The organism is Caulobacter sp. GW456-12-1-14-TSB4, assembly GCF_059424195.1.
On sequence record NZ_JBWKZF010000015.1, the window covers coordinates 16606 to 36929 of the forward strand.

Annotated in this window: 17 protein-coding genes; 7 read left to right on the forward strand and 10 right to left on the reverse strand. The window is 68.8% G+C overall.

Annotated features, from left to right (window positions below):
* Window positions 1-15 precede the first annotated feature (15 nt).
* Window positions 16-2139: a phosphocholine-specific phospholipase C gene (locus AC07YH_RS15085; RefSeq protein ID WP_494747791.1), complete on the reverse strand. Its 2124-nt coding sequence runs from the start codon at window positions 2137-2139 to the stop codon at window positions 16-18.
* A gap of 184 nt (window positions 2140-2323) precedes the next feature.
* On the opposite strand from AC07YH_RS15085, the gene AC07YH_RS15090 reads away from it, so the two are divergent.
* From AC07YH_RS15090 to phnX, 4 genes are all read left to right on the forward strand, one after another.
* On the forward strand, window positions 2324-3043 hold the full coding sequence (locus AC07YH_RS15090; RefSeq protein ID WP_494747792.1) for a UTRA domain-containing protein: 720 nt from the start codon (window positions 2324-2326) through the stop codon (window positions 3041-3043).
* Window positions 3044-3112: 69 nt separating this feature from the next.
* The gene (locus AC07YH_RS15095) at window positions 3113-4426 is read left to right on the forward strand and encodes a DUF5690 family protein (RefSeq protein WP_494747793.1); all 1314 of its coding nucleotides are present in this window, start codon (window positions 3113-3115) and stop codon (window positions 4424-4426) included.
* Window positions 4426-5553: a TIGR03364 family FAD-dependent oxidoreductase gene (locus AC07YH_RS15100; protein WP_494747794.1), complete on the forward strand. Its 1128-nt coding sequence runs from the start codon at window positions 4426-4428 to the stop codon at window positions 5551-5553. Before AC07YH_RS15095 ends, AC07YH_RS15100 begins: the two co-directional genes overlap by 1 nt.
* The gene (gene phnX, locus AC07YH_RS15105; protein WP_494747795.1) at window positions 5550-6359 is read left to right on the forward strand and encodes a phosphonoacetaldehyde hydrolase; all 810 of its coding nucleotides are present in this window, start codon (window positions 5550-5552) and stop codon (window positions 6357-6359) included. The genes AC07YH_RS15100 and phnX overlap by 4 nt, the downstream gene beginning before the upstream one ends.
* Here the strand turns inward: phnX and AC07YH_RS15110 are convergent.
* Together AC07YH_RS15110 and AC07YH_RS15115 are read right to left on the reverse strand one after the other, a co-directional pair.
* Window positions 6356-7624: an MFS transporter gene (locus tag AC07YH_RS15110; protein WP_494747796.1), complete on the reverse strand. Its 1269-nt coding sequence runs from the start codon at window positions 7622-7624 to the stop codon at window positions 6356-6358. The genes phnX and AC07YH_RS15110 overlap by 4 nt on opposite strands.
* 2 nt (window positions 7625-7626) lie before the next feature.
* Complete coding sequence (locus AC07YH_RS15115; protein ID WP_494747797.1) at window positions 7627-8559, reverse strand: formylglycine-generating enzyme family protein; 933 nt, start codon at window positions 8557-8559, stop codon at window positions 7627-7629.
* 135 nt (window positions 8560-8694) lie between these two features.
* On the opposite strand from AC07YH_RS15115, the gene AC07YH_RS15120 reads away from it, so the two are divergent.
* The 3 genes from AC07YH_RS15120 (at window position 8695) to AC07YH_RS15130 (ending at window position 14200) form a co-directional block, all read left to right on the forward strand.
* On the forward strand, window positions 8695-9723 hold the full coding sequence (locus AC07YH_RS15120) for a LacI family DNA-binding transcriptional regulator (RefSeq protein WP_494747798.1): 1029 nt from the start codon (window positions 8695-8697) through the stop codon (window positions 9721-9723).
* A gap of 322 nt (window positions 9724-10045) precedes the next feature.
* Window positions 10046-12742: a TonB-dependent receptor gene (locus AC07YH_RS15125; protein WP_494747799.1), complete on the forward strand. Its 2697-nt coding sequence runs from the start codon at window positions 10046-10048 to the stop codon at window positions 12740-12742.
* A gap of 93 nt (window positions 12743-12835) precedes the next feature.
* Window positions 12836-14200 carry a sulfatase-like hydrolase/transferase gene (locus AC07YH_RS15130; protein WP_494747800.1) on the forward strand — a complete coding sequence of 455 codons (1365 nt, stop codon included), beginning with the start codon at window positions 12836-12838 and terminating at the stop codon, window positions 14198-14200.
* A 7-nt stretch (window positions 14201-14207) separates the two neighbouring features.
* Here AC07YH_RS15130 and AC07YH_RS15135 read toward each other — a convergent pair whose 3' ends face one another.
* The 7 genes from AC07YH_RS15135 to AC07YH_RS15165 form a co-directional block, all read right to left on the reverse strand.
* On the reverse strand, window positions 14208-14618 hold the full coding sequence (locus tag AC07YH_RS15135) for a Ros/MucR family transcriptional regulator (RefSeq protein ID WP_494616552.1): 411 nt from the start codon (window positions 14616-14618) through the stop codon (window positions 14208-14210).
* Window positions 14619-14710: 92 nt separating this feature from the next.
* Window positions 14711-16261 (reverse strand): SulP family inorganic anion transporter, encoded by a 1551-nt coding sequence (locus tag AC07YH_RS15140; protein ID WP_494747801.1) that lies wholly within the window; start codon window positions 16259-16261, stop codon window positions 14711-14713.
* Window positions 16258-16953 carry a carbonic anhydrase gene (locus AC07YH_RS15145; protein WP_125157796.1) on the reverse strand — a complete coding sequence of 232 codons (696 nt, stop codon included), beginning with the start codon at window positions 16951-16953 and terminating at the stop codon, window positions 16258-16260. The genes AC07YH_RS15140 and AC07YH_RS15145 overlap by 4 nt, the downstream gene beginning before the upstream one ends.
* Window positions 16954-17118: 165 nt before the next feature.
* The gene (locus tag AC07YH_RS15150) at window positions 17119-18441 is read right to left on the reverse strand and encodes an ATP-binding protein (RefSeq protein ID WP_494747802.1); all 1323 of its coding nucleotides are present in this window, start codon (window positions 18439-18441) and stop codon (window positions 17119-17121) included.
* Complete coding sequence (locus AC07YH_RS15155) at window positions 18438-19208, reverse strand: response regulator (RefSeq protein ID WP_494616557.1); 771 nt, start codon at window positions 19206-19208, stop codon at window positions 18438-18440. The genes AC07YH_RS15150 and AC07YH_RS15155 overlap by 4 nt, the downstream gene beginning before the upstream one ends.
* Window positions 19209-19405: 197 nt before the next feature.
* Window positions 19406-19639 carry a hypothetical protein gene (locus tag AC07YH_RS15160; protein WP_494747803.1) on the reverse strand — a complete coding sequence of 78 codons (234 nt, stop codon included), beginning with the start codon at window positions 19637-19639 and terminating at the stop codon, window positions 19406-19408.
* Between the two features lie 37 nt (window positions 19640-19676).
* Window positions 19677-20324 carry a hypothetical protein gene (locus AC07YH_RS15165; protein WP_494747804.1) on the reverse strand — a complete coding sequence of 216 codons (648 nt, stop codon included), beginning with the start codon at window positions 20322-20324 and terminating at the stop codon, window positions 19677-19679.

Genomic DNA, 20324 nt, shown 5'->3' on the forward strand with positions numbered 1-20324 from the left:
CGTGAACTAGAAGGCTTAGAGGCGCATCCGGCCGATGCCGGGGTCGGTGCGGCTGGCGCGGCCGGTTTCCAGGTGCCCGGCCAGGCGCTGGGTGAACGCAGGATCGTCGGCCAGGGTCAGGGTCAGGTCGTACCAGTGGTCGCTGCCCCGCAGGTCCCAGACCGAACGGGCGACGCCCGTGGGCTTCAGCATGACGTTCCGGCCGGCTTCTCCCTCGGCCAGCGGATAGTCCTCGGCCATGCGCAGGGTCGCCAGGCCCGAACCCGCCAGGCTGACGATCAGGCGCGAGCGGGCGTCGGCGGCGACCGTGACGATCGGCTGGGGCTTGGACGTATCGCCGGCGAAGCGACGGTAGAAGCCGTTCGGGCCGTGGACGGTCAGGTCGTAGGGACCCGGCGCGCGGCCGGCCTTATTCCAGTGACCGGCGGCGTACTTCTGGCCGGCCGCCAGGCTGAAGCGCCAGGGCGCGTCGCGGTCGGTGTTGTCGAACACCTGGAACACCGCGCCCGCGCGGCCGGCGTTGACGAGGTCGATCCACAGCCCGCCGTCCGTGACGCGGGCGTCTGCCGACAGGACGTAGGGCAGGGGACGCGCGCCGCGCTGCGGACCGTCCTGGGCCGAGGGGCCTTGCGTCGCCGGGATCTTCAGGCTGGGCGCGGCCTTGGAGCGGGCCACCCGCTGCATGTAGTCGGCGGTGGCCGGCAGGGTCAGGGCCGTCCAGTCCTGGTTCGGCGTGGCGAAATCGAAGGCCGAGGTCAGGTCGCCGCAGACAGCGCGGCGCCAGTCGCTGATGTTCTCTTCCCGGACGCCGAAGCGCTTTTCCAGGAATTTCAGCGTCGAGGTGTGGTCGAACACCTCCGAGCAGACGAAGCCGCCCCGGCTCCACGGCGAGACGACGATGGCCGGCACGCGGATGCCGAGGCCCAGCGCGTGTGTGCCCTTGTTGGCGCCCTCGGCGTCGGGACCGTAAGTCTTGGCCTCGCCAGCGACCGAGACCGAGCTCCAGCCCTGTTCCGCCGTCAGCGGCGGCATCGGCGGCTGCATGTGATCGTAGAAGCCGCCAGCCTCGTCGTAATTGACGATGAAGACGGTCTTGGCGAACACCTCGGGGTGGTCGACCAGCGCCTTGATCAGCTCGGCGCAGACGTGCTCGCCCTTCGAGGGCTCGGCCGAGGGGTGTTCGGACAGGTCGGCGGCGGTGACGATCCACGACACCTGCGGCAGGCGGTCGGCGGCGACGTCGGCGCGGAAGGCTTCGACCAGTTGCACCCCGTCAGAGCGCTTGCGGTCGGGATCGGCCTTGCCTTCGCTCACCCACGAACGGCCGCGCGTGTAGAGCTCGGAGTCCTTGGCGCACGGGCGGAAATTCTTGAACACAGACAGGATGTTGTCGCCGAAATTGTCGTACTCCTGGTAGACTTTCCAGCTGATCCCGGCCGCCTGCAGGCGCTCGGCATAGGTCGTCCAGTCGTGCGGCCCGTTGGCCATGACCTTGTCTTCGGCCATGTCGGCGCTGGGGGTCTCGTCCTCGCCATAGTTGCTCATCTCCGGATCGCCGCCGACCTTGCCGCCGCCGTTGCAGCCCGTCCACAGGTGCAGGCGGTTCGGATAGGTCTGGGTCAGGGTCGAGCAGTGATAGGCGTCGCAGACCGTGAAGGCGCTGGCCAGGGCGTGATAGAACGGCAGGTCCGAGGCCTTGTAGTAGACCATCCGCTTGTGCAGCTCGCCGGTGTGGCCCCACTGGTCGTAGCGGCCGCCGTTGACGATGGTGATCGCCGCCTGGTGGCCCTGGTCGGCGCCATCGACGGTGTAGGCATTGGTGACGGAGGCGTCGCCGTGGAACGGTGCGACGAAGCCGTCGGGGTGTTCCTTGCTGGGCTGGCGCCAGACCGAGGCCCCGCCGGGCAGGCGCTGCGGGCGCGGATCGCCCAGGCCGCGCACGCCGTTCAGCGCCCCGAAATAGTGATCGAACGAGCGGTTCTCCTGCATGAAGATCACCACGTGCTCGACGTCCATGATCGTGCCCGTGCGATGACGCGCCGGGATGGCCATGGCCTTGGCGACGGTGGCCGGCAGCAGGCCGACGGCGGTGCTGGCGGTCGCGGCGGCGCGCAGGAAGGAGCGGCGGTCGGTCGTCATCGTCTCGTCTCTTGAAGTTCAAATTTGGTATAGACCAGATTGCTGAAGGTGTCGGCGAAACTTTCGTGACATCCGGACCGGCGGTGAATTGGTCAGGCCAGGCGTGATCCAGTTCCTTGACCCTGGGGGAGCGGCCTCCCATCCTCGCGCCCAGGCGGGATTCGACCGCTGTCCAGGTCGCCCGATGCAGCAGCCCGAAAGCCTTCAGTATATCGGCGTGCGTGACGACATCGCCGCGCGCATCGCCGGCGGCGAGTTCAAGCCGGGCGAGCGCCTGCCGTCCGAGCGCCAGCTGCAGGTCGGGGGCGGCGTCGCGCGCGGCACGGTCCGCGAGGCGCTGTTCCAGCTCGAGGCCGAGGGCGTCATCTACCGCAAGGAGCGCAGCGGCTGGTACGTCTCGCCGCCGCCGGTGGTCTATGACCCGACCCGCTGGGAAGGCTTCATGTCCTATGTCGAGGCGCAGGGGCGGCGGCCGGAAACCGAGACCCTGAGCAAGACCGAGATCGTCGCCGACGGCATGTTGGCCCAGATCTTCTCGCGCCCGATCGGCGCGCCGATGTACTGGATCCTGCGTCGCCGCTCGATCGACGGCCGGGCGGTGCTGCTGGAGAGCATCATCGTCGACGCCGCCCTGGCGCCGGGTCTGATCGAGCACGACCTCAACGGCTCGCTGACCAGCGTCCTGAAGTCGAGCTACGGCATCGGCGTGGCGCGCAACAAGGTCGACATGCGGCCCTGCGCTCTCACCCGCGACGAGGCCGAGGCCCTTGGCGTCAAGTCGGGTCTGCCGGGCCTCAGCCTGGTGCGGGTCTGCTATGACGCCCAGGGTCACGTGGTCGAATTCGACCGCGAATACTGGCGCCACGACGCCCTGACGGTCAGCGTCGATATCCGCGTGCGCTAGGCCTCGCCGCCGTCACCGACCTGACATCTACGTGGTATAGACCAGAATGCTCCATTAGGGGGCGTTCCCATGACAACTGGTCCTCAGCGCTGGCTGGAGCGGGCCAATCCGCTGGTCTTCACCCTGTTCGCAGGCCTGGCCGGCTTCTGCGCCTATTTCTCGATGTACGCCTTCCGCAAGCCGTTCGCGGCGGCGACCTTCGGGGCGGTCGAGGGCTGGCATTTCGCGCTCGACTACAAGATCGCCCTCGTCCTGGCCCAGGTCGCCGGCTACGCGCTGTCCAAGATGATCGGGGTCAAGGTGATCTCCGAGATCGCGCCCCGCCATCGCGGCGTGGCTATCCTGGGCCTGATCGGGATTTCCTGGGTGGCGCTGCTGGCCTTCGCGATCGTCCCCGCGCCCTGGAACGTCGCGGCCCTGTTCCTGAACGGCCTGCCGTTGGGCATGATCTGGGGGCTGGTGTTCGGCTTCATGGAGGGCCGCCGCACTTCGGAGGTGCTGGGCGCCATCCTCTGCGCCAGCTTCATCCTGTCGTCGGGCGTGGTCAAATCGGTCGGCAAATGGCTGATGGTCGATCTGCACGTCTCGCCGTTCTGGATGCCGGCCGCCACGGGGGCAATCTTCCTGCCGTTGCTGGCCGTGTCGGTCTGGGCGCTGACGCAGATGCCGCCGCCCAGCGCCGCCGACGAGGCCGCCCGCGTGCGCCGCCAGCCGATGGACCTGGCCCAGCGCCGGGCCTTCCTGGCGATCTACGCGCCGGGTATCGTGATGCTGGTGCTGGCCTACATCCTGCTGACGGCCCTGCGCGACTTCCGCGACAACTTCGCCGCCGAGATCTGGACGGCCATGGGCTTCGGCGAGGCCTCGGGCGTCTTCACCGCCAGCGAGCTGCCGGTGGCGGTCGTCTCCCTGGCCGTGATGGGCGCTGTGATGCTGGTGCGTGACAACCTGCGGGCGCTGCTGGTCATGCACGGGGTGATCCTGGCCGGCTTCCTGATCCTGGGCGGCTCGACCCTGGCGTTCCAGGCTCATATGCTGACGCCCCTGACCTGGATGATCCTGACCGGCGCGGGGCTCTACATGGCCTATACCCCGTTCAACGCCATGCTGTTCGACCGCATGATCGCCTTCAGCGGCCGGGTCGGCACGGCCGGCTTCCTGATCTATGTGGCCGACGCCTCGGGCTATCTGGGCAGCGTGGCGCTGCTGGTGTGGCGCAACTTCGCCATGGTCGATCTGGACTGGCTGGGCTTCTTCATCGACAGCGTCTACGCCACCAGCGCCGTTGGGGCGGTCTGCACGATCTTCGCTGGTGTCTACTTCCTGCGTCGCCGGGAGGCCTCCGCGCGTACAGCATTCGTGCCCCAGGTCGTCGAACCCTGATGTCGGAGCGCTCCTTCGATCTGGCCGTCGTCGGCGCCGGTATCGTGGGCCTGGCTCACGCCCTGGCCGCGGCGAGGCTGGGCAAGCGCGTGGTGGTCATCGACCGCGACGCCCAGGCCAACGGCGCCTCGGTGCGCAACTTCGGCTTCGTGACCGTCACCGGCCAGGCGCGCGGCGAAGTCTGGCGGCGGGCGCGGCGCTCGGCCCAGGTCTGGGGTGAAATCGCGGGTCCGGCCGGGATCGAGATCGTGCAGCGCGGCCTGACCATGGTCGCCCGTCGTCCCGAGGCCAAGGCGGTGCTGGAGGCCTTCCTCCAGACCGAGATGGCCGACGGCTGCGCTTGGCGCGACGCCGCCGACCTCGACGACCGCCTGCCTCAGCGGGGCGATGTGCTGGGCGCGTTGACCAGTTCGGTGGACCTGCGGGTGGAATCCCGCACCGCCATTCCCCGGCTGGCCGCCTGGCTGGAGGCCACCCAAGGGGTGACCTTCCTGCGTGGCGTCGCCGTGCGAAGCGTCGAGACCGGGCGGCTGGAGACCTCGGTCGGCGCGATCCAGGCCGAGGCCATCGTGGTCTGTCCGGGCGACGATCTCGTCACCCTGTTCCCGGACGCCTTCGCGCAGGCCGAGGTCACGCGCTGCAAGCTGCAGATGCTGCGCTTGGCCGCGCCGGGCTGGCGGCTGCCGGCGCCCGTGATGTCAGACCTCGGTCTCGTACGCTATCTGGGCTACGCCGCCTTGCCGGAAGCGGCCGCCGTGCGCGCGCGGCTGGAGGTCGAGCAAGCCGGCCAACTGGAGCACGGCGTGCACCTGATCGTGGCCCAGAGCGCCGATGGCTCGCTGGTGGTCGGCGACAGCCATCACTACGCCGCCACGCCGGACCCGTTCTCCCGCGAGGATGTCGACGCCCTGATCCTGGACGAGTTCGCCCAAGTGTTCGGCCAGGCCCCGCCGCCGGTGCTGGAGCGCTGGACGGGCACCTACGCCTCGGCCGCCGGTCACAGCCTGATCGAAGCGCCGATGCCGCGCGTGCGCCTGGTGACGGTGACCAGCGGCACCGGCGCCTCCACCGCCTTCGGCCTGGCCGAGGACGTGATCGCCGGACTTTACCCAGGAGCCGCCGCATGACCCGCAGTCCCATTCAGGCCGTCGTCTTCGATTGGGCCGGCACCATGATCGACTTCGGCTGCCGCGCGCCGGTCATGGCCCTGCGCGAGGTGTTCGCCGAGGCCGGGATCGAGATCACCGAGGCCGAGGCCCGGGCCGACATGGGCAAGGCCAAGCGCGAACACGTGCGAGCCCTACTGGCCATGCCGCGTGTCGCTGGCCTTTGGGCCGAGCGTTACGGCGCGGCCGCGACCGAGGCCGATGTCGATCGCCTGCACGACGCCGTCGAGCCGAAGATGCGCGCCGCCGCCCGTGACTGCGCACAGCTGATTCCCGGCGCGGCCGAACTCGTCGCCGACCTGCGGGCGCGGGACGTGAAGATCGGTTCCACCACCGGTTACACCCGCCCGATGATGGCCGACATCCTGCCGTTGGCGGCGGAGCAGGGCTATGCGCCCGACGCCGTGGTCTGCGCTGGCGAGACGGCGGCCGGACGGCCGTCGCCGCTGATGATGTGGAAGGCGCTGGTCGAGCTGGGCGTCTGGCCGGCGCGGGCCTGCGTCAAGGTCGATGACGCCGTCGTCGGCATCGGCGAGGGGCTGGAGGTCGGGGCCTGGACGGTGGGTCTGTCGGCCTCGGGCAACGGCGTGGGGCTTTCTCGGGACGAACTGGCCGGACTGCAGGACACCGAGCGCGCCGTGCGCATCGAGGCCTCCGCCAAGGCGCTCCGCGACGCTGGAGCCCACTACGTTGTCGAGAGCGTTGCTGACCTAGGTCCGGTCCTGACTGAGATCGAGGCGCGGATCGCGCGCGGCGAGCGGCCTTAGGGCGTCCGCCGCCACGCAGCGGCCGCGGCCAGGACGTGGAACAGCGCTGGACCTAGGGTGAAAGCCAGCCGCAGCGCCTCGTGACCCTGCGCCCCGTTCGCCTTGGGATCGAAGCCGGCCAGGGCCAGCAGGGGCAGGGTGGCGCCCATGGCAAAGGCCGTGGCGACCTTGGCCGAGACGCTGAAGGCGGCGAAGAAGGCGCCCAGGCGATCCACGCCGGTCGCCTGCTGGTGATCGCGGGCCAGGTCGCCGATCAGGGCGCGCAGCAGGACATTGCCGCTGGATTGGGCCAAGCCCTGCAGGATGGTCAGGGTCACCAGTAACGGCAGGTCGCCGGGACGCACCAGCAGCAGGCTCAGGTTGACCGTGGCTTGAGCCAGCTCGGCGACCACGACCGCGTGGCGCTGGCCCATGTGGTGGGCGGCCCGCTGCCAGATCGCGGGCGCGAGCAGGGCGAAGCACAGCTGGATCAGGAACAACAGGCCCGTCCACTCCGGCAGGCCCATGAACCGCGCGACGAAGAAGTAGAACAGCGAGCCCCGGATCGTCTGGGCCAGGCTCATCAGGAACAGCGCCAGCAGCACGGGCCTCAAGGCGTTGTCGCGCAGGCTGGCCAACAGGGCTTGGCCGGGCAGGCCGTCGCGGCGTCCGCCGGCGCGTTCGGGTTCGGAGAAGGTCAGCAGCAACGGCGCGGCGGCCACCAGGACGCCACCGATCACCAGCGCGCCGATCAGGCTCAATCTTGCTCGCGCGGAATCGCCGGTCTGCTGGTCCAGAGCCACGGACGGGATGAGGACCGCCAGCAGGCCGACCACGATCATCACCTGGATGGCGCTCTGAATCCGCGTGCGCTGATGCGGATCGCGGCCGAGGACCGCGCTCCAGGCTCCGTGAGGTGTGTTGATCATCGCCCAGCCGGTGTGAAGTCCGCACAGCGCCAGGGCCAGGACGACGATATCGGGGCCCCTCGGTAAGAAGACGAACAGGCACGAGACGGCGAAGACCACCACGCCGGCGGCGATCCAAGGCTTGCAGCGTCCCCAGCGGTCGAACAGCGCGCCGATCGCCACCTCGGCCACGGCGTCCCACAAGCGACTGAGCAGCAGCAGGCCGCCCAGCGTGGTGAGGCTCAGCCCTAGCGCCTGGGCGTAAAGTGCGGGGACATAGAGGGTCAGGGTCATGCCGGCCGCCGACAGCGGGGCGGGCAGGGCGCTGAACAGGGCCAGGCGACGCGTCGACAGAGCCTGCCTCGCCGGCTCGTCCATCGTCAAAGGCGCACGATGCAGCGGAAGCCCAGGTGCGAGGTGGTGGTGTCGATCGGCTGGGCGAAGCGGGCGGCGGGGCGGTAGCGCTGACAGTAGCTGGGCGCGCAGAGGTGCGAGCCGCCCTTGATGACCCGGCGCGGCGTCCATGGCGTGGGGGAGGCGGCGTCGAGGCTGTCTTCGAGCGCGACCTTGGCCGGCGTTCCGCAACAGCCCGCGGCCGGCGGCGTGGCGGCGTACCAGTCGGCCGTCCACTCCCAGACATTGCCGATCATGTCGTGGAGGCCGTAGCCGTTGGCGGGATAGGACCCGACCGGCGCCGTGCGCTCCAGGCCCGGTGGCGCGAGGTTACGATGCGGGAAGTCGCCGGCCCAGATCTTGGCCATCGGGCGGCCGTCGGGTTCGAGCTCCTCGCCCCAGGCGTAGGTCGCGCCCTCCAGGCCGCCGCGCGCGGCGTATTCCCATTCGGCCTCGGTCGGCAGGGCCTTGCCGGCCCAGGCGGCGTAGGCCTGCGCGTCCTCGACGCCGACGTGCACGACCGGATGGTCCTCCAGGCTGGCAAGGTCGCTGTCGGGGCCGAGCGGTCGGCGCCAGTCCGCGCCGTGCAGGAACGCCCACCAGACCGGCGGGCCGCTGGTGTCGACGGCTAGGGTCGGCGGGACGAAGACGATCGAGCCAGCCACGGCGTCGTCTGGATGCATCCCCGGATAGTCGCGCGGATCGGGCGCGATTTCGGCCTGGGTGACGTGGCCCGTGGCCGCGACGAAGGCGGCGAACTGGCGGTTGGTGACCGGCGTCTCGTCCATCCAGAAGTCGCCGACTGTGACGCGGCGGACAGGGCCTTCATCGGCGTAGAAGCCTTCGGAGCCCATGGCGAACGCTCCGCCCCGCACGAGGCGCATGCCCGGACGGCTGTCGATCGGCGAGGCGGTCTGCATGCGGGGATATTCGAAATGCTGACATCGATGTCAATATCCGGACGACAAGGCCTCCAGACATTGCGGGCGCGGCGAGGATCGCTAGGGTCGGCTTCGGAATCGGGCTCGTGGGGCCCAAGGGTTGAGAGTAGGCGCGTGAGCGAACGGACCAAGGGGCCCAGCATCAAGGACGTGGCGGAGTATGCCGGCGTCTCGCCCAAGACGGTGTCGCGCGTGCACAACGGCGAGCGCTGGGTTCGCGAGGAGGTCCGCGAGAAGGTCCTGGCCGCGATCAAGGCCCTGAACTACCGCCCCAACGCCGCCGCCCGCAGCCTGTCGGGCTCGCGCTCGTACCTGCTTGGGCTCGTCCTGGACAATCCGGGTTCGCACTATGCCGGCGACGTCCAGCTGGGAGCCCTGCAGCGCTCGCGGCTGCGCGGTTGCCACCTGGTGGTCGAGCCGATCGACATCAAGTCGGCCAGCTGGAAGACCGAGTTGGTCGCCAGCGTGACGGCCCTGCGCCTGGACGGTGTGCTGCTGACCCCGCCGCTCAGCGACAATGGCGAGGTGCTGAAGGTGCTGGAGGAGCTGGACGTTCCTTATGTGCGCATCTCGCCGGACCACGATCCGGACCGCTCGCCATTCGTCCATATCGACGAGCGGGCGGCCGCCCACGAGATGACGACCTACCTGCTGGACCGAGGGCACACCGACATCGGCTTCATCCGGGGGCAGGCGACCCACAGCTCGGCGCGCCTGCGTTTCGAGGGCTTCCAGGCCGCCCTGACCGAGCGGGGGCTGACGCCGCGCGCCGAGTGGATCGTCGATGGCGGTTTCCAGTTCCCCTCCGGCCAGGACGCCGCCCGGACCCTCCTGGACCGGGACAAGCGCCCGACCGCCATCTTCGCGGCCAACGACGCCATGGCCTTCGGGGCCATCGTGGCGGCGGCCAAGCTGGGGATCGCTGTGCCGGGCGACCTGTCGGTAGTGGGCTTCGATGACGCCCCGGCGGCCCAGATCTATTCGCCGGGCCTGACCACGATTCGACAGCCTGTCGCCGAGATGGGAGCCGTGGCCGTCGATCTGCTGCTGTCGCCGCCGGACGGGGAGGGAGCTGTGAACGACCACTGCCTGGCCCATGGCCTGGTCGAGCGCGACAGCGTCGCGCCGCGCGCAAACCCTTAAGCTACAAGCGTTTCCAGGCCGCTCAGTCATGAACTGTCTCAGTGGCTGACATCGTTGTCAGCTTTTTCGATTGACCTGACATCGATGTCATGTTTTCTGACCTGCAACAGACCAAAGACGTGCGGGGAGAAGACGCGGCGGAGGCCATGACGGCATAGACGGCGACCGGCTGACCGGTCGGCGCTCGCGCTCCAATCCCATTCAGAAATCAGTTCGTTCGGGCGATCGCCAATAGGTGAGTTCGTCGCGCGACTGCCTGTGCCCAAGCGTAACGCCGCCAAAGAGGCGGTGACCAGAACAAGACGATCGGGGAGAACTACTCATGACTATTCAGAACGCCAGCACGACCCGGCGCTCGAACATCCGCAAGCTGCTGCTGGCCTCGGCCACGGTCCTGCTGACCGCTGGCCCTGCCCTGGCCCAGGAGGCCGCGCCCACCGCCGCTCAGGACACCTCCGTCGAGGAGATCGTGGTCCGCGGTATCCGCAAGTCGCTGGCCAACGCCGTCGCCGTCAAGCGCGACGCCGCCCAGATCGTCGATGCGATCTCGGCCGAGGACATCGGCAAGCTGCCCGACCAGAACATCGCCGAGTCCCTGCAGCGCATCACCGGCGTGCAGATCAGCCGTTCGAACGGCGAAGGCTCGGGCGTGGCCATTCGCGGCCTGACCCAGATCCGCTTCGAGCTGGACGGCTCGACCCTGACCGGCAACGGCACCGGCCGCGCCGTGTCGTTCGAGAGCATCCCGTCGGAACTGTTCGGCCAGCTGCAGGTCTTCAAGTCGCCCAGCGCCGAGATGATCGAAGGCGGTCTTGGCGGGACGATCAACCTGGTCACCCGCAAGCCGCTGGACCTGGATGGCTTCACCCTAACCGGCAGCGTCCAGGGCGGCTATGCCGACTTCCGGGATGAGAAGTATCCGCGCCTGTCGGGCCTGGTCTCCAACAAGTGGGACACCAGGATCGGTCGCGTCGGCGCGCTGCTGAACGTCTCGTACGAGGAGCGCAAGCTGCGCTCGGACGAGTTCGACGTCCTGGCCTGGGACCGCGTCGGTCTGGGCGACATCAACGGTGACGGTCTCTCGCAGACCGCGACCAGCGGCCCGCTGACCCCGGACGAAGTCTGGCGTCCGCGCCAGCTGCGCAGCGTCAGCCAGGCTCAGGATCGCAAGCGTCTGGGCGCTGTCGGCACGCTGCAATGGGCCCCGAGCTCGACCCTGCAGTTCACCTGGACCAACAGCTACAACCGCTTCAAATTCCGCAACGACTACCGCCTGCTGCGCCTGGACGTCGACAAGGCCCGCGCCAACACGACGGCCTTCAAGCGCGACGCGAACGGCACGCTGATCTCGGCCACGGTCAATAACGGCAACGTGCTGACCAACAACTTCGTCGAGCCGACCAACCAGACCAACTACACCTCGCAGCTGGACATGAAGTGGGACCTGTCGGACCGCCTGCAGGTGACCGGCAAGGCCAACATCGCCCGGGGCCGCAACCGCGTGCCGCTGGTGGTTTATCCGACCCTGGTGGGCAACGCCCCGACGACGATCGCTTACGACTTCGGCAGCGGCGCCGACCTGCCGAGCGTCAGCCTGCCCAGCTTCAATCTCAACGACCTCAACAACTACAAGGTCAACACGGTGGTGCCGCAGTCGCGTCACACCTCCAACAACGAGGACGCCGTCCGCTTCGACGCCAAGTACGACTTCGACGCCGGCATCCTGGAGTCGGTGAAGGTCGGCGCCCGCTACGGCAAGCGCACCCTGGCCCAGCAGAACGACGACTCGCTGTCGAACAAGTTCACCAACACCCCGGTCTCGACCATGCAGGGTCAGATGAACGGGGCCTTCACCGGCACGCTGACCACCGGCAACGACTTCCTGTCGGGCCTGGACGGCAATCTGCCGCGCAGCTGGGCCGGTTATGCCTCGAGCTTCGTCAACGGTCCCGGCCTTGACCAGCTGATGAGCGCCTGGGGCCTGTCGGTCCCGATCGCCAAGAACATCACCACCTATTACGACGTCGAGGAGAAGACCTGGGCCGGCTACGCTCAGGCCAACCTCTCGGGCGACATCGCCAGCAAGCCATGGTCGGGCAATATCGGCGTGCGGGTGGTCCAGACGGACTCCCACTCGTTCGCCTTCCTGCCGGACAAGACCGGCGCGCTGACCTGGCAGGACAATCCGAACAAGTACACGGACGTCCTGCCCAGCGCGAACTTCAAGGTGAACCTGACGGATGACCTGGTGCTGCGCCTGGCCGCCGCCAAAGTCATCGCCCGCGCCGCCGCCGACCAGCTGAAGGCCGCCACCAGCATCAACTACGGCTTCCAGACCGCCAGCTCGGGCAACCCGACCCTGGATCCGTTCCGGGCCACCCAGTACGACGCCTCGCTGGAATGGTACTTCCGCCCGTCGGACCTGCTGTCGATCGCGGTGTTCAAGAAGGACGTGTCGGCCTTCATCGCCAACGAGATCGTCAACATCACCATCGTGAACAAGGAATTCCCGGGTCACGACGACTTCCGCCTGAGCCGCCCGCGCAACGGCAACAGCGGCGAGGTGCAGGGTTTCGAGCTGGGCCTGCAGCACGCCTTCGCCGAGCTGCCGTCGCCGTTCGATGGCCTGGGCGTCCAGGCCAACTACACCTTCATCGACAGCACCACCCCGAACACCGATCCGTTCACGGGCGAGACCCTGCCGCTCGAGGGCCTGTCGAAGAACAGCTACAACCTGGTGGCCTTCTACGAGAAGTACGGCTTCTCGGCCCGCATGGCCTACAACTGGCGCTCGAAGTTCCTGACCGGCACCGTCGCCGGCTCGCCGATCTTCTCCAAGGCCGTGGGCCAGCTGGACGCCTCGGCCAGCTACGACATCAACGAGCGCCTGACGATGACCTTCGAGGCCATCAACCTGAACGGCGTCGATGGCTACACCTACCAGACCGTGAAGGAGCGCCTGCTCTCGCACGTCAAGAACGACCGGCTGTTCAGCGCGGGCCTGCGCTTCCGTTACTGACGGAATCCGCGCTGACACGCGCCGCGACGTCGCATCCGCTCCCCCGAGCGCGACGTCGCGGCGCTCTTTTTGATCGTATCCGGGAGACCCGCCGTGGCCCTGAACAGACGCAACCTTCTCAACGCCGGCGCAGTCGCGGCGGCCGTCTCGGCCCTGCCCAAGGTCGCGGGCGCGAAGCCGCCTCGGAAGCCGAACTTCGTCGTCATCCTGTGCGACGACCTGGGCTTTGGCGACGTCCAGCCGTTCGGCGGCAAGATCCCGACGCCGTCTCTCAATCGGATGGCGGAGGAGGGGCTGACGGGCCAGAGCTATTACGCGGCGGCCAACATGTGCACGCCGTCGCGGGCGGGGCTGCTGACCGGACGCTATCCGATCCGCACGGGCCTGGCCTGGGAAGTGATCCTGATCGGCGACGAGCGCGGCCTGCCGCTGGAAGAGAAGACCATCGGCCACGCGCTGAAGGCCGACTACGCCACGGCCCTGATCGGCAAATGGCACCTGGGCCACACCGCGCCCTGGTGGCCGCCGACCAAGCACGGTTTCGACCAGTTCTACGGCATCCCCTACAGCCACGACATGGCGCCGCTGCAGGTGTTCGACATCCAGGGGGCGGACGGCGAAAAGCCGGGCAAGGACGTCGACCTGCACGACCTGCAGCAGCTGTTCGCCGCCCGCGCCGAGCGTTTCATCGAGGACAACAAGGACCGGCCATTCTTCCTGGAGTTGGCGCTCAGCGCGCCGCATCTGCCGGCCGTGCCGTCGAAAAACTATGACGGGGTGACGATCCAAGGACCCTACGGCGACTTCGTGCGCGAGATCGACGACATCGTCGGTCGCGTGTTGTCCAAGCTACGGGCGTTGAACCTGGCGGAGGACACGCTGGTGCTGTTCACCTCGGACAACGGTCCTTGGTTCGAGGGCTCAAGCGGCATCCTGCGGGATCGGAAGGGCGGGGCGGCCTATGACGGCGGCTATCACGTGCCGTTCCTGGCCTGGCGTCCGGGCCATGTGCCGGCGGGCAAGAAGACCAGCGCCATCCTGTCGGCGATCGACTTCTTGCCGACCTTCTGCGCCATGGCGGGCTATGCGCCGCCGGTGGGCGTGGAGCTGGACGGCAAGGACGTCAGCGACGTTCTGCTGAAGGGTGGCGCCTCGCCGCACGACGCCATCCTGTTGTTCAACAACGAGGACATCGTCGGTATCCGCACCCAGCGCTGGAAGTACGTGGCCAAGGCCCACTGGCGCGGCGGGATCCAGGACTTCTCCAAGCGTGGCTACGACGAGCTCTACGACATCGAGGCTGATCCGTCGGAAAGCTACAGCGTCGCCGAGCGCCACCCCGAAGTTGTCGCCGAGATGAAGCAGCGGTTGGCGCAGGCGCAGACGAAGTTCGACGGCTTCCGCAAAGGCGTGCCGCCGTTCTTCCAGAAGCCCGGCGCCAAGGGCGGGCACGACTGAGGCGAGGCTACTCCGCCGCCACCGCCACGCCGCCGAAGCGCTGGGCGCGGGCGGCGTTGGAGCGCAGGTCCGAGAAGCTCTGGGCGACCAGCGGATAGTCGGCGGGCAGGCCCCACTTGGCGCGGTACTGCTCTTCGCTCAGGCCCAGCTGGCTCAGGTGTCGGCGCAGCGAGCGATAGCGGCGGCCGTTCTCGAAGCTGACGATGGCGTCATGCGTGATGCTGGCGGCGATCTGGTCGGGCGTGGGCGGTTCGACCGGCAAGGTCGCCGCGGCCGGGCCGGAGAACACCGCCTCCAGCGCCGCATAGGTGCGGGCGCTGAGCGCCGGCAGGTCGTCCGGCGAGACGGCGTTGCGGCTGAGATAGGCGCACAGCACCTGGGCGGCGATCTCGGCGGCGCGTTCCTGGGCCTTGTTCATGGCGGTCTCCTCTCTCTGGTTCGTTTCTATGGAAGGAGACCCAGGGGCGGATCGCGCCCCTGGGCCAGTTGACGGACGCGAGGGTGGGTCTCTCAGTGCGCGCCCGCGGCTCTCAAGCGATCTCCGAAGGCGCAGGACGGCGGCAGCTCGACCTTGACGCCGGCCCGGGCCTTGCCTTTCAGCCAGTCGCTGAGGGCTTCGGCGACCGTGTGGTCCAGGCTGGTGAGGCCGCGCGTATCCAGCGTCACCCGGCCGTTGTTCGGCGCGCCGTCCAGGACCTTGGCGATCTTGGGCAGCTGGATGAACGTGGCCGCGCCTTCCAGTCGGATCTCGCTCTCGTCGGGACCCAGCTCGCGCTGGAACACCTTGAGGCGCATCTTGGTCAGGTTGGGGATCAGCTCCAGCAGCGTCAGGCCCATGCCGACCAGCACGCCGGTCAGCAGGTCCGTGGCCACGACCATCACGAAGGTCGCGCCCCAGATCAGGGCCGGCAGCAGGCCATAGCGGGCGAACAGGTGGCGGACATGCTGCAGGCTGACCAGCTTCCAGCCCGTGACGACCAGCACGCCGGCGAGGGCGGCGCTGGGCACCATGCGCAGCAGCCAGGGCAGCAGGGCGACGAAGCCAAGGATCCAGACGCCGTGCAGGATCGCCGACATCCGGGTCATGGCGCCGGCCTGGACGTTGGCCGAGCTGCGCACGATCACGCCGGTCATCGGCAGGGCGCCGACCAGGCCGCACAGCAGGTTGCCGACGCCCTGGGCGCCCAGCTCCTTGTTGTACTTGGTGCGCTCGCCGTCGTGCATGCGGTCCACGGCGGCGGCGGACAGCAGGGTCTCGGCCGAAGCGATGAAGGCCACCGCGATGGCGGTCACCAGCAGCGTCGGATCGGCCATGCGGGCGAAGTCGGCGACACCGGGGATGGCGATGGCCGCGGCGATCGATTCCGGCACGATGATCTTCTTGACGTCCAGACCCAGGACCGTGGCCAGCACGGTGCCGGCGACGACGCCCAGCAGGGCGCCGGGGACCAGCTTCAGCGCCTTGGGACGGAACTTCTCCCACAGCAGGATCGAGCCGATCGTCACCACGCCGACGGCCAGGGCGGCCTCGACCTGGGTCAGGGTCGCGAACTGCACGCCGGCGATGGCGCCGGGGATGGCGGCCAGGTTCTGCAGGCCGTGAGCCTTGGGCGAGTCGCCGAACAGGACGTGGAACTGGCCCGCGACGATCAGCACGCCGATGCCGGCCAGCATGCCGTGCACGACGGCCGGCGAGATGGCGCGGAACCAGTTGCCCAGCTTGGCGGCGCCGGCGATCAACTGGATCAGGCCGGCGACGACCAGGATCGGGCCCAGCATGGACAGGCCGTGCTTGGCGACGATCTCGAAGACGATGACGGCCAGGCCGGCGGCGGGACCGCTGACCTGCAGCGGCGAGCCGGCCAGGGCGCCGACGACGATGCCGCCGATGATGCCGGTGACCAGGCCGCGCTCGGCCGGGACGCCAGAGGCGACGGCGATGCCCATGCAGAGGGGCATCGCCACCAGGAAGACGACGATCGAGGCGATGAAGTCACGCGACAGGATCGTCGAGAGGCCAGGCTTCGCGCCAGCCGGGGAGGAGGCTGCGGAAGCGGTCATTCGGCGGCGATGCCCAGGTGGTCGGCGGCGACCATGCGGCGCGAAGGACGCTGGGCGACGGGCAGGGGAGCGCCTTCGTAGACTTGCTCGAACTGGCCGGTATCGCCGTTATAGGCCTGGATCTGGCCGGTCTCGATCTCGAAGAACCAGCCGTGCAGGGTCAGCTTGCCCTGGGCGATGGCCGAGGCCACCGACGGGTGGGTACGCAGGTGGTTCAGCTGGACGACGACGTTCTCCAGCGACAGGGCGCGGGTCGTGCCGTGCTCGTCCAGGCCGTGATAGGCGTTGCAGACGACGCTGTGGGCGGCATGAGCGTGACGCAGCCAGGCGGCGACGTTGGGCATCTTTTCCAGGGCGGCCGGGTTCGAGAACGCTTTCATCGCGCCGCAGTCGGAGTGACCGCAGACGACGATGTCGCGCACGCCCAGCGCCATGACGGCGTATTCGACCGCCGACGAGACGCCGCCATTGGCTTGGCTGAACGGCGGGACGATGTTGCCGGCGTTGCGGCAGACGAACAGATCGCCCGGCGCGGCCTGGGTGATCAGCTCAGGAACGACGCGGCTGTCGGCGCACGAGATCATCAGGGCCGACGGGCTTTGGCCATGGCTGGCCAAGCGCTCGTAGAGCGCGCTCTGGGCGGGGAACACTTGGCCGCGGAAAAGGGCGGCGCGTTCGAGAAACTGTTCCAAGGGAACCTCCATGAACTGATCGCCGCGACGCCCGAAAGGGGGGCGGGCGTCGCGGCGAGCGTCACGGCGAGAAGCGCCGGATGCATTGATGAAGGTCGTGTCGGGTCTTTGCTGCGATGCAGCGGCTTTGTGACAAAGGATGTCTTGGGGGTGTCTCGGCCCGGCTTAGAGCGCGGGCAGGCGGAGCTCGACGCGCAGGCCGCCTTGTTGGCGGTTCTTCAGCACCAGGACGCCGCCCTCGCGCTGCAGGATCTGCTGAACGATGGTCAGGCCCAGGCCCAGGCCCGCCGTATTGCGAGTGCGAGCGCTGTCCAGGCGATGGAAGGGCTGCAGCACATGGGCCATCTCGGAGGCGGGGATGCCGGGGCCGTTGTCCTCGACGGCCAGGACCGCCGTGTCGCCTTCGCGCGTCAGGCTGAGCGTCGCGTCGCCGCCGTAGTGCAGAGCGTTCTCGACAATGTTGCTGATCGCCCGTTTCAACGACACAGGCCGGGCCAGGACGGGCAGGTGCTCAAGGCCCGTATAGGTCGCCGGTCGTTCGGCGTCGGCGGCGTTATCGACCAGGGTCATGGCGATGGCGGCCAAATCCGTTCGCCGCTGCGGCTCGGGATCCTCCTGGCCGCCCAGATAGGCCAGCAGCGAGTCGAGCATGGCCGTCATCTCGTCGACATCGGCCTCCAGCGCCTCGCGCGCGTCGGTGTCCTTCACGAAGCCGGCGCGCAGGCGCAGGCGGGCTAAGGGCGTGCGCAGGTCGTGGCCGACGGCGGCCAGGGCCTCGGTGCGGGTGTTCAGCAGGCCGGCGATACGGTCCTGCATGGCGTTGAAGGCCTTGGCGACCAGCTTGAGGTCGCCGGCGCCGCTCTCGGCGATGCTGACATGCGCGCCTTGCCCGACCTTGTCGGCGGCCTCGGCCAGGGCGCGCAGGGGGCGGCTGAGATTGCGCAGCACCAGGGTGGCGGCGATGATCACGCCCAGGCCCAAGGTGAAGGCCGAGCCGACGCCGCTCAGCAGCACGGCCCAGGGCGCGACATGGATGCGGGTGTTCAACGTCATCCAGCTGCCGTCGCGCAGCTGCAGGGCGACCTTCAGATGGGTGTCGCGCGGCACGGCGCGGTCGATGCCGACGCGCAGGCGCAGCTCGCGGCCCCGCAGGCCAGGTTCGGCGTCGAGGAACTCCTCGCGGAAATCGTTCTCGGATTTGCGGCCGCCATCGACCAGGGGCGGCAGGACCGACCAGCTCAGCTGGGTGGCCCGGTTGGAGATCACGATCGCCCGTGCCGCGCGCTCGCCTTGGGGCGCGTCTTCCAGGAGCGCTTCGGCGGTGACCAATTGTTCGGCCACGCGCTTGGTCTGGTTCTCGAGATCGGGATAGAGGCGGCTGTGCTCGAACAGGATCGAGCTGCCGATGAACTCCAGGGCCACGGCCAGCATCAGGACCAGGGTGACCTGGCCCACCAGACGCTGAGGCCACAGCCGCAAGGGCTTCATCGGCGTTCGACGGCCGCGGTGAAGATGTAGCCGACGCCGCGCACGGTGCGCAGCAGCGGCTCGGCCTGGCCGACCACGGCCAGCTTGCGGCGCAGGCGGCTGACCAGCACGTCGATGCTGCGGTCGGAGGCGTCCGAGAAGCGGGCGCGCGACATTTCCAGCAGGCGCTCACGGCCGATCACCCGCTGGGGCGAACTGACGAAGGCCAGCAGCAGGTCGAACTCCGCGCCCGACAGATCGACGAAGGCGCCGTCCGGCGACAGCAGCTCCCGGCGGCCCGGATCCAGGCTCCAGCCGGAGAAGGTCATCCGCTGGTGGCCGCGCGGCTGGCTCGACTGCGAACCGGCCTGCGTGCGGCGCAGGATGGCGCGGATGCGAGCGATCAGCTCCTTCTTGCTGAAGGGCTTGCCGATATAGTCGTCCGCGCCCAGTTCCAGCCCGATCAGGCGGTCGGTCTCGTCCTGCCGTGCGCTGAGCATGACGATCGGCACGTCGCTCTCGCGGCGCACCATGCGGCACAGATCAAAGCCGTTGCTGCCTGGGAGCATGACGTCCAGCAGGATCAGGTCGACGGCGTTGGTTTCCAGCACCCGTGCCATCTCGGCGCCATGGCCGGCGCTGAGGGGCTGGAAGCCCTCCTCGCGCAGCAGGCGCATCAACAGGGTGCGCAGGGACGGATCGTCCTCGACGACAAGAACCGTGGGGGCGATCGGCGCGGTCGCCAAGTCGCGCGGCAGCGCGATCGTTCCGGGGCCAGAAGAATCCATATGCTCAGGCTACTTAGGCGACATAGCGCCGGTCACAAGACTGGAGCCGACGATTTCTCGCCGGCTCCAACCCGAAATGCGGGGATACTCTCGTATCCCGCGAAATGGGGCCCTCGCGCGCATTGTGCAGGTAGGGGAGCACGCGAGGGCGGGTCGTCGGAGATGATGAAGCTCCGGCGACCGTCCGGGACGCCGCGCTAGCTGGCGCGGCAGGTGTCGGCGTTGGCTTCTTTGGACTCGGCGCCGGCCTTGTCGGCGGATTGCCGGGGAGCGCAGTCCGCGGTCGCCTGGATCTCGGCGGCGGCGCGCTTCTGGAGGTTCTTCTTCATGACCTCCTCGGTGAAGGTCAGGCCGGTGCCGGCGGGACCGGCCATGGCCGGGGTCGCCAACAGGCAGGCGGCGACGAGGCCGAGGGATGCGAGGGTTTTCATAGGGAAACAGGCTCCGGGGAATGGGGAAGGCGGGGGGTTAGCCGCCCGCCGTGGTGTCGGCCTGCGCCTGGCTGGCGGGCAGGGTGTGGCGGTAGGTGTCGACGGCCTTCAGCAGGCCTTCGATCTCGGCGTGGGTGATGGCGGTGCGGTGCTCGTAGCCCTTGCCCGAGGTGAACTTGAAACCCCAGGCGCCCGGCGTGGCGGCGGCCCGGCGCAGCTCGCTCTCGGCGATGCCGAACGAGACCTCCTCGCGACACACTTCCGGCGCCTCGAACAGGAAGCAGTGGCTGGCGTTGTCGCGGATCTTGGTCAGCGGGGCTTCGACCGGCCATTGGCCCGTCTGGTAAGAGACCTCGGTGAAGCCGCGGATCGAGCCCGGATAGATCAGGGTCTGGCGGACTTCGAAGCGCGTGGCGCCCGTGCGCTTGTCGATGACCGCCCGCAGATGGTTGTCGTTGCGCGGCGACTTGAACATGCCCTTGCCGGTCTGGAAGCCGCGCTCGGTGCTGACCACGGTCTCGATGTCCAGCGGGTCGTCGATGACCTGGGTCTGGGCGTGGAAGTGGTCGGCCGACAGGGCGGTTTGCTTGGCGGGCAGGCGGACGGTTTCGGCGCTCGCGACGCCGGCGACGGCGAATCCAGCGATGGCGGCCAGGGCCAACAGGCGTGTGTGTGTCTTGCTCAT

What these genes read in the sequence shown, in the direction of transcription:
- phnX (WP_494747795.1), top strand. Translation starts at nt 5,550, where the DNA reads ATGACCCGCAGTCCCATTCAGGCCGTCGTCTTCGATTGGGCCGGCACC.
- AC07YH_RS15085 (WP_494747791.1), bottom strand. Translation starts at nt 2,139, where the DNA reads ATGACGACCGACCGCCGCTCCTTCCTGCGCGCCGCCGCGACCGCCAGC.
- AC07YH_RS15115 (WP_494747797.1), bottom strand. Translation starts at nt 8,559, where the DNA reads ATGCAGACCGCCTCGCCGATCGACAGCCGTCCGGGCATGCGCCTCGTG.
- AC07YH_RS15100 (WP_494747794.1), top strand. Translation starts at nt 4,426, where the DNA reads ATGTCGGAGCGCTCCTTCGATCTGGCCGTCGTCGGCGCCGGTATCGTG.
- AC07YH_RS15155 (WP_494616557.1), bottom strand. Translation starts at nt 19,208, where the DNA reads ATGGATTCTTCTGGCCCCGGAACGATCGCGCTGCCGCGCGACTTGGCG.
- AC07YH_RS15110 (WP_494747796.1), bottom strand. Translation starts at nt 7,624, where the DNA reads ATGGACGAGCCGGCGAGGCAGGCTCTGTCGACGCGTCGCCTGGCCCTG.
- AC07YH_RS15125 (WP_494747799.1), top strand. Translation starts at nt 10,046, where the DNA reads ATGACTATTCAGAACGCCAGCACGACCCGGCGCTCGAACATCCGCAAG.
- AC07YH_RS15090 (WP_494747792.1), top strand. Translation starts at nt 2,324, where the DNA reads ATGCAGCAGCCCGAAAGCCTTCAGTATATCGGCGTGCGTGACGACATC.
- AC07YH_RS15140 (WP_494747801.1), bottom strand. Translation starts at nt 16,261, where the DNA reads ATGACCGCTTCCGCAGCCTCCTCCCCGGCTGGCGCGAAGCCTGGCCTC.
- AC07YH_RS15160 (WP_494747803.1), bottom strand. Translation starts at nt 19,639, where the DNA reads ATGAAAACCCTCGCATCCCTCGGCCTCGTCGCCGCCTGCCTGTTGGCG.
- AC07YH_RS15095 (WP_494747793.1), top strand. Translation starts at nt 3,113, where the DNA reads ATGACAACTGGTCCTCAGCGCTGGCTGGAGCGGGCCAATCCGCTGGTC.
- AC07YH_RS15150 (WP_494747802.1), bottom strand. Translation starts at nt 18,441, where the DNA reads ATGAAGCCCTTGCGGCTGTGGCCTCAGCGTCTGGTGGGCCAGGTCACC.
- AC07YH_RS15165 (WP_494747804.1), bottom strand. Translation starts at nt 20,324, where the DNA reads ATGAGCAAGACACACACACGCCTGTTGGCCCTGGCCGCCATCGCTGGA.
- AC07YH_RS15135 (WP_494616552.1), bottom strand. Translation starts at nt 14,618, where the DNA reads ATGAACAAGGCCCAGGAACGCGCCGCCGAGATCGCCGCCCAGGTGCTG.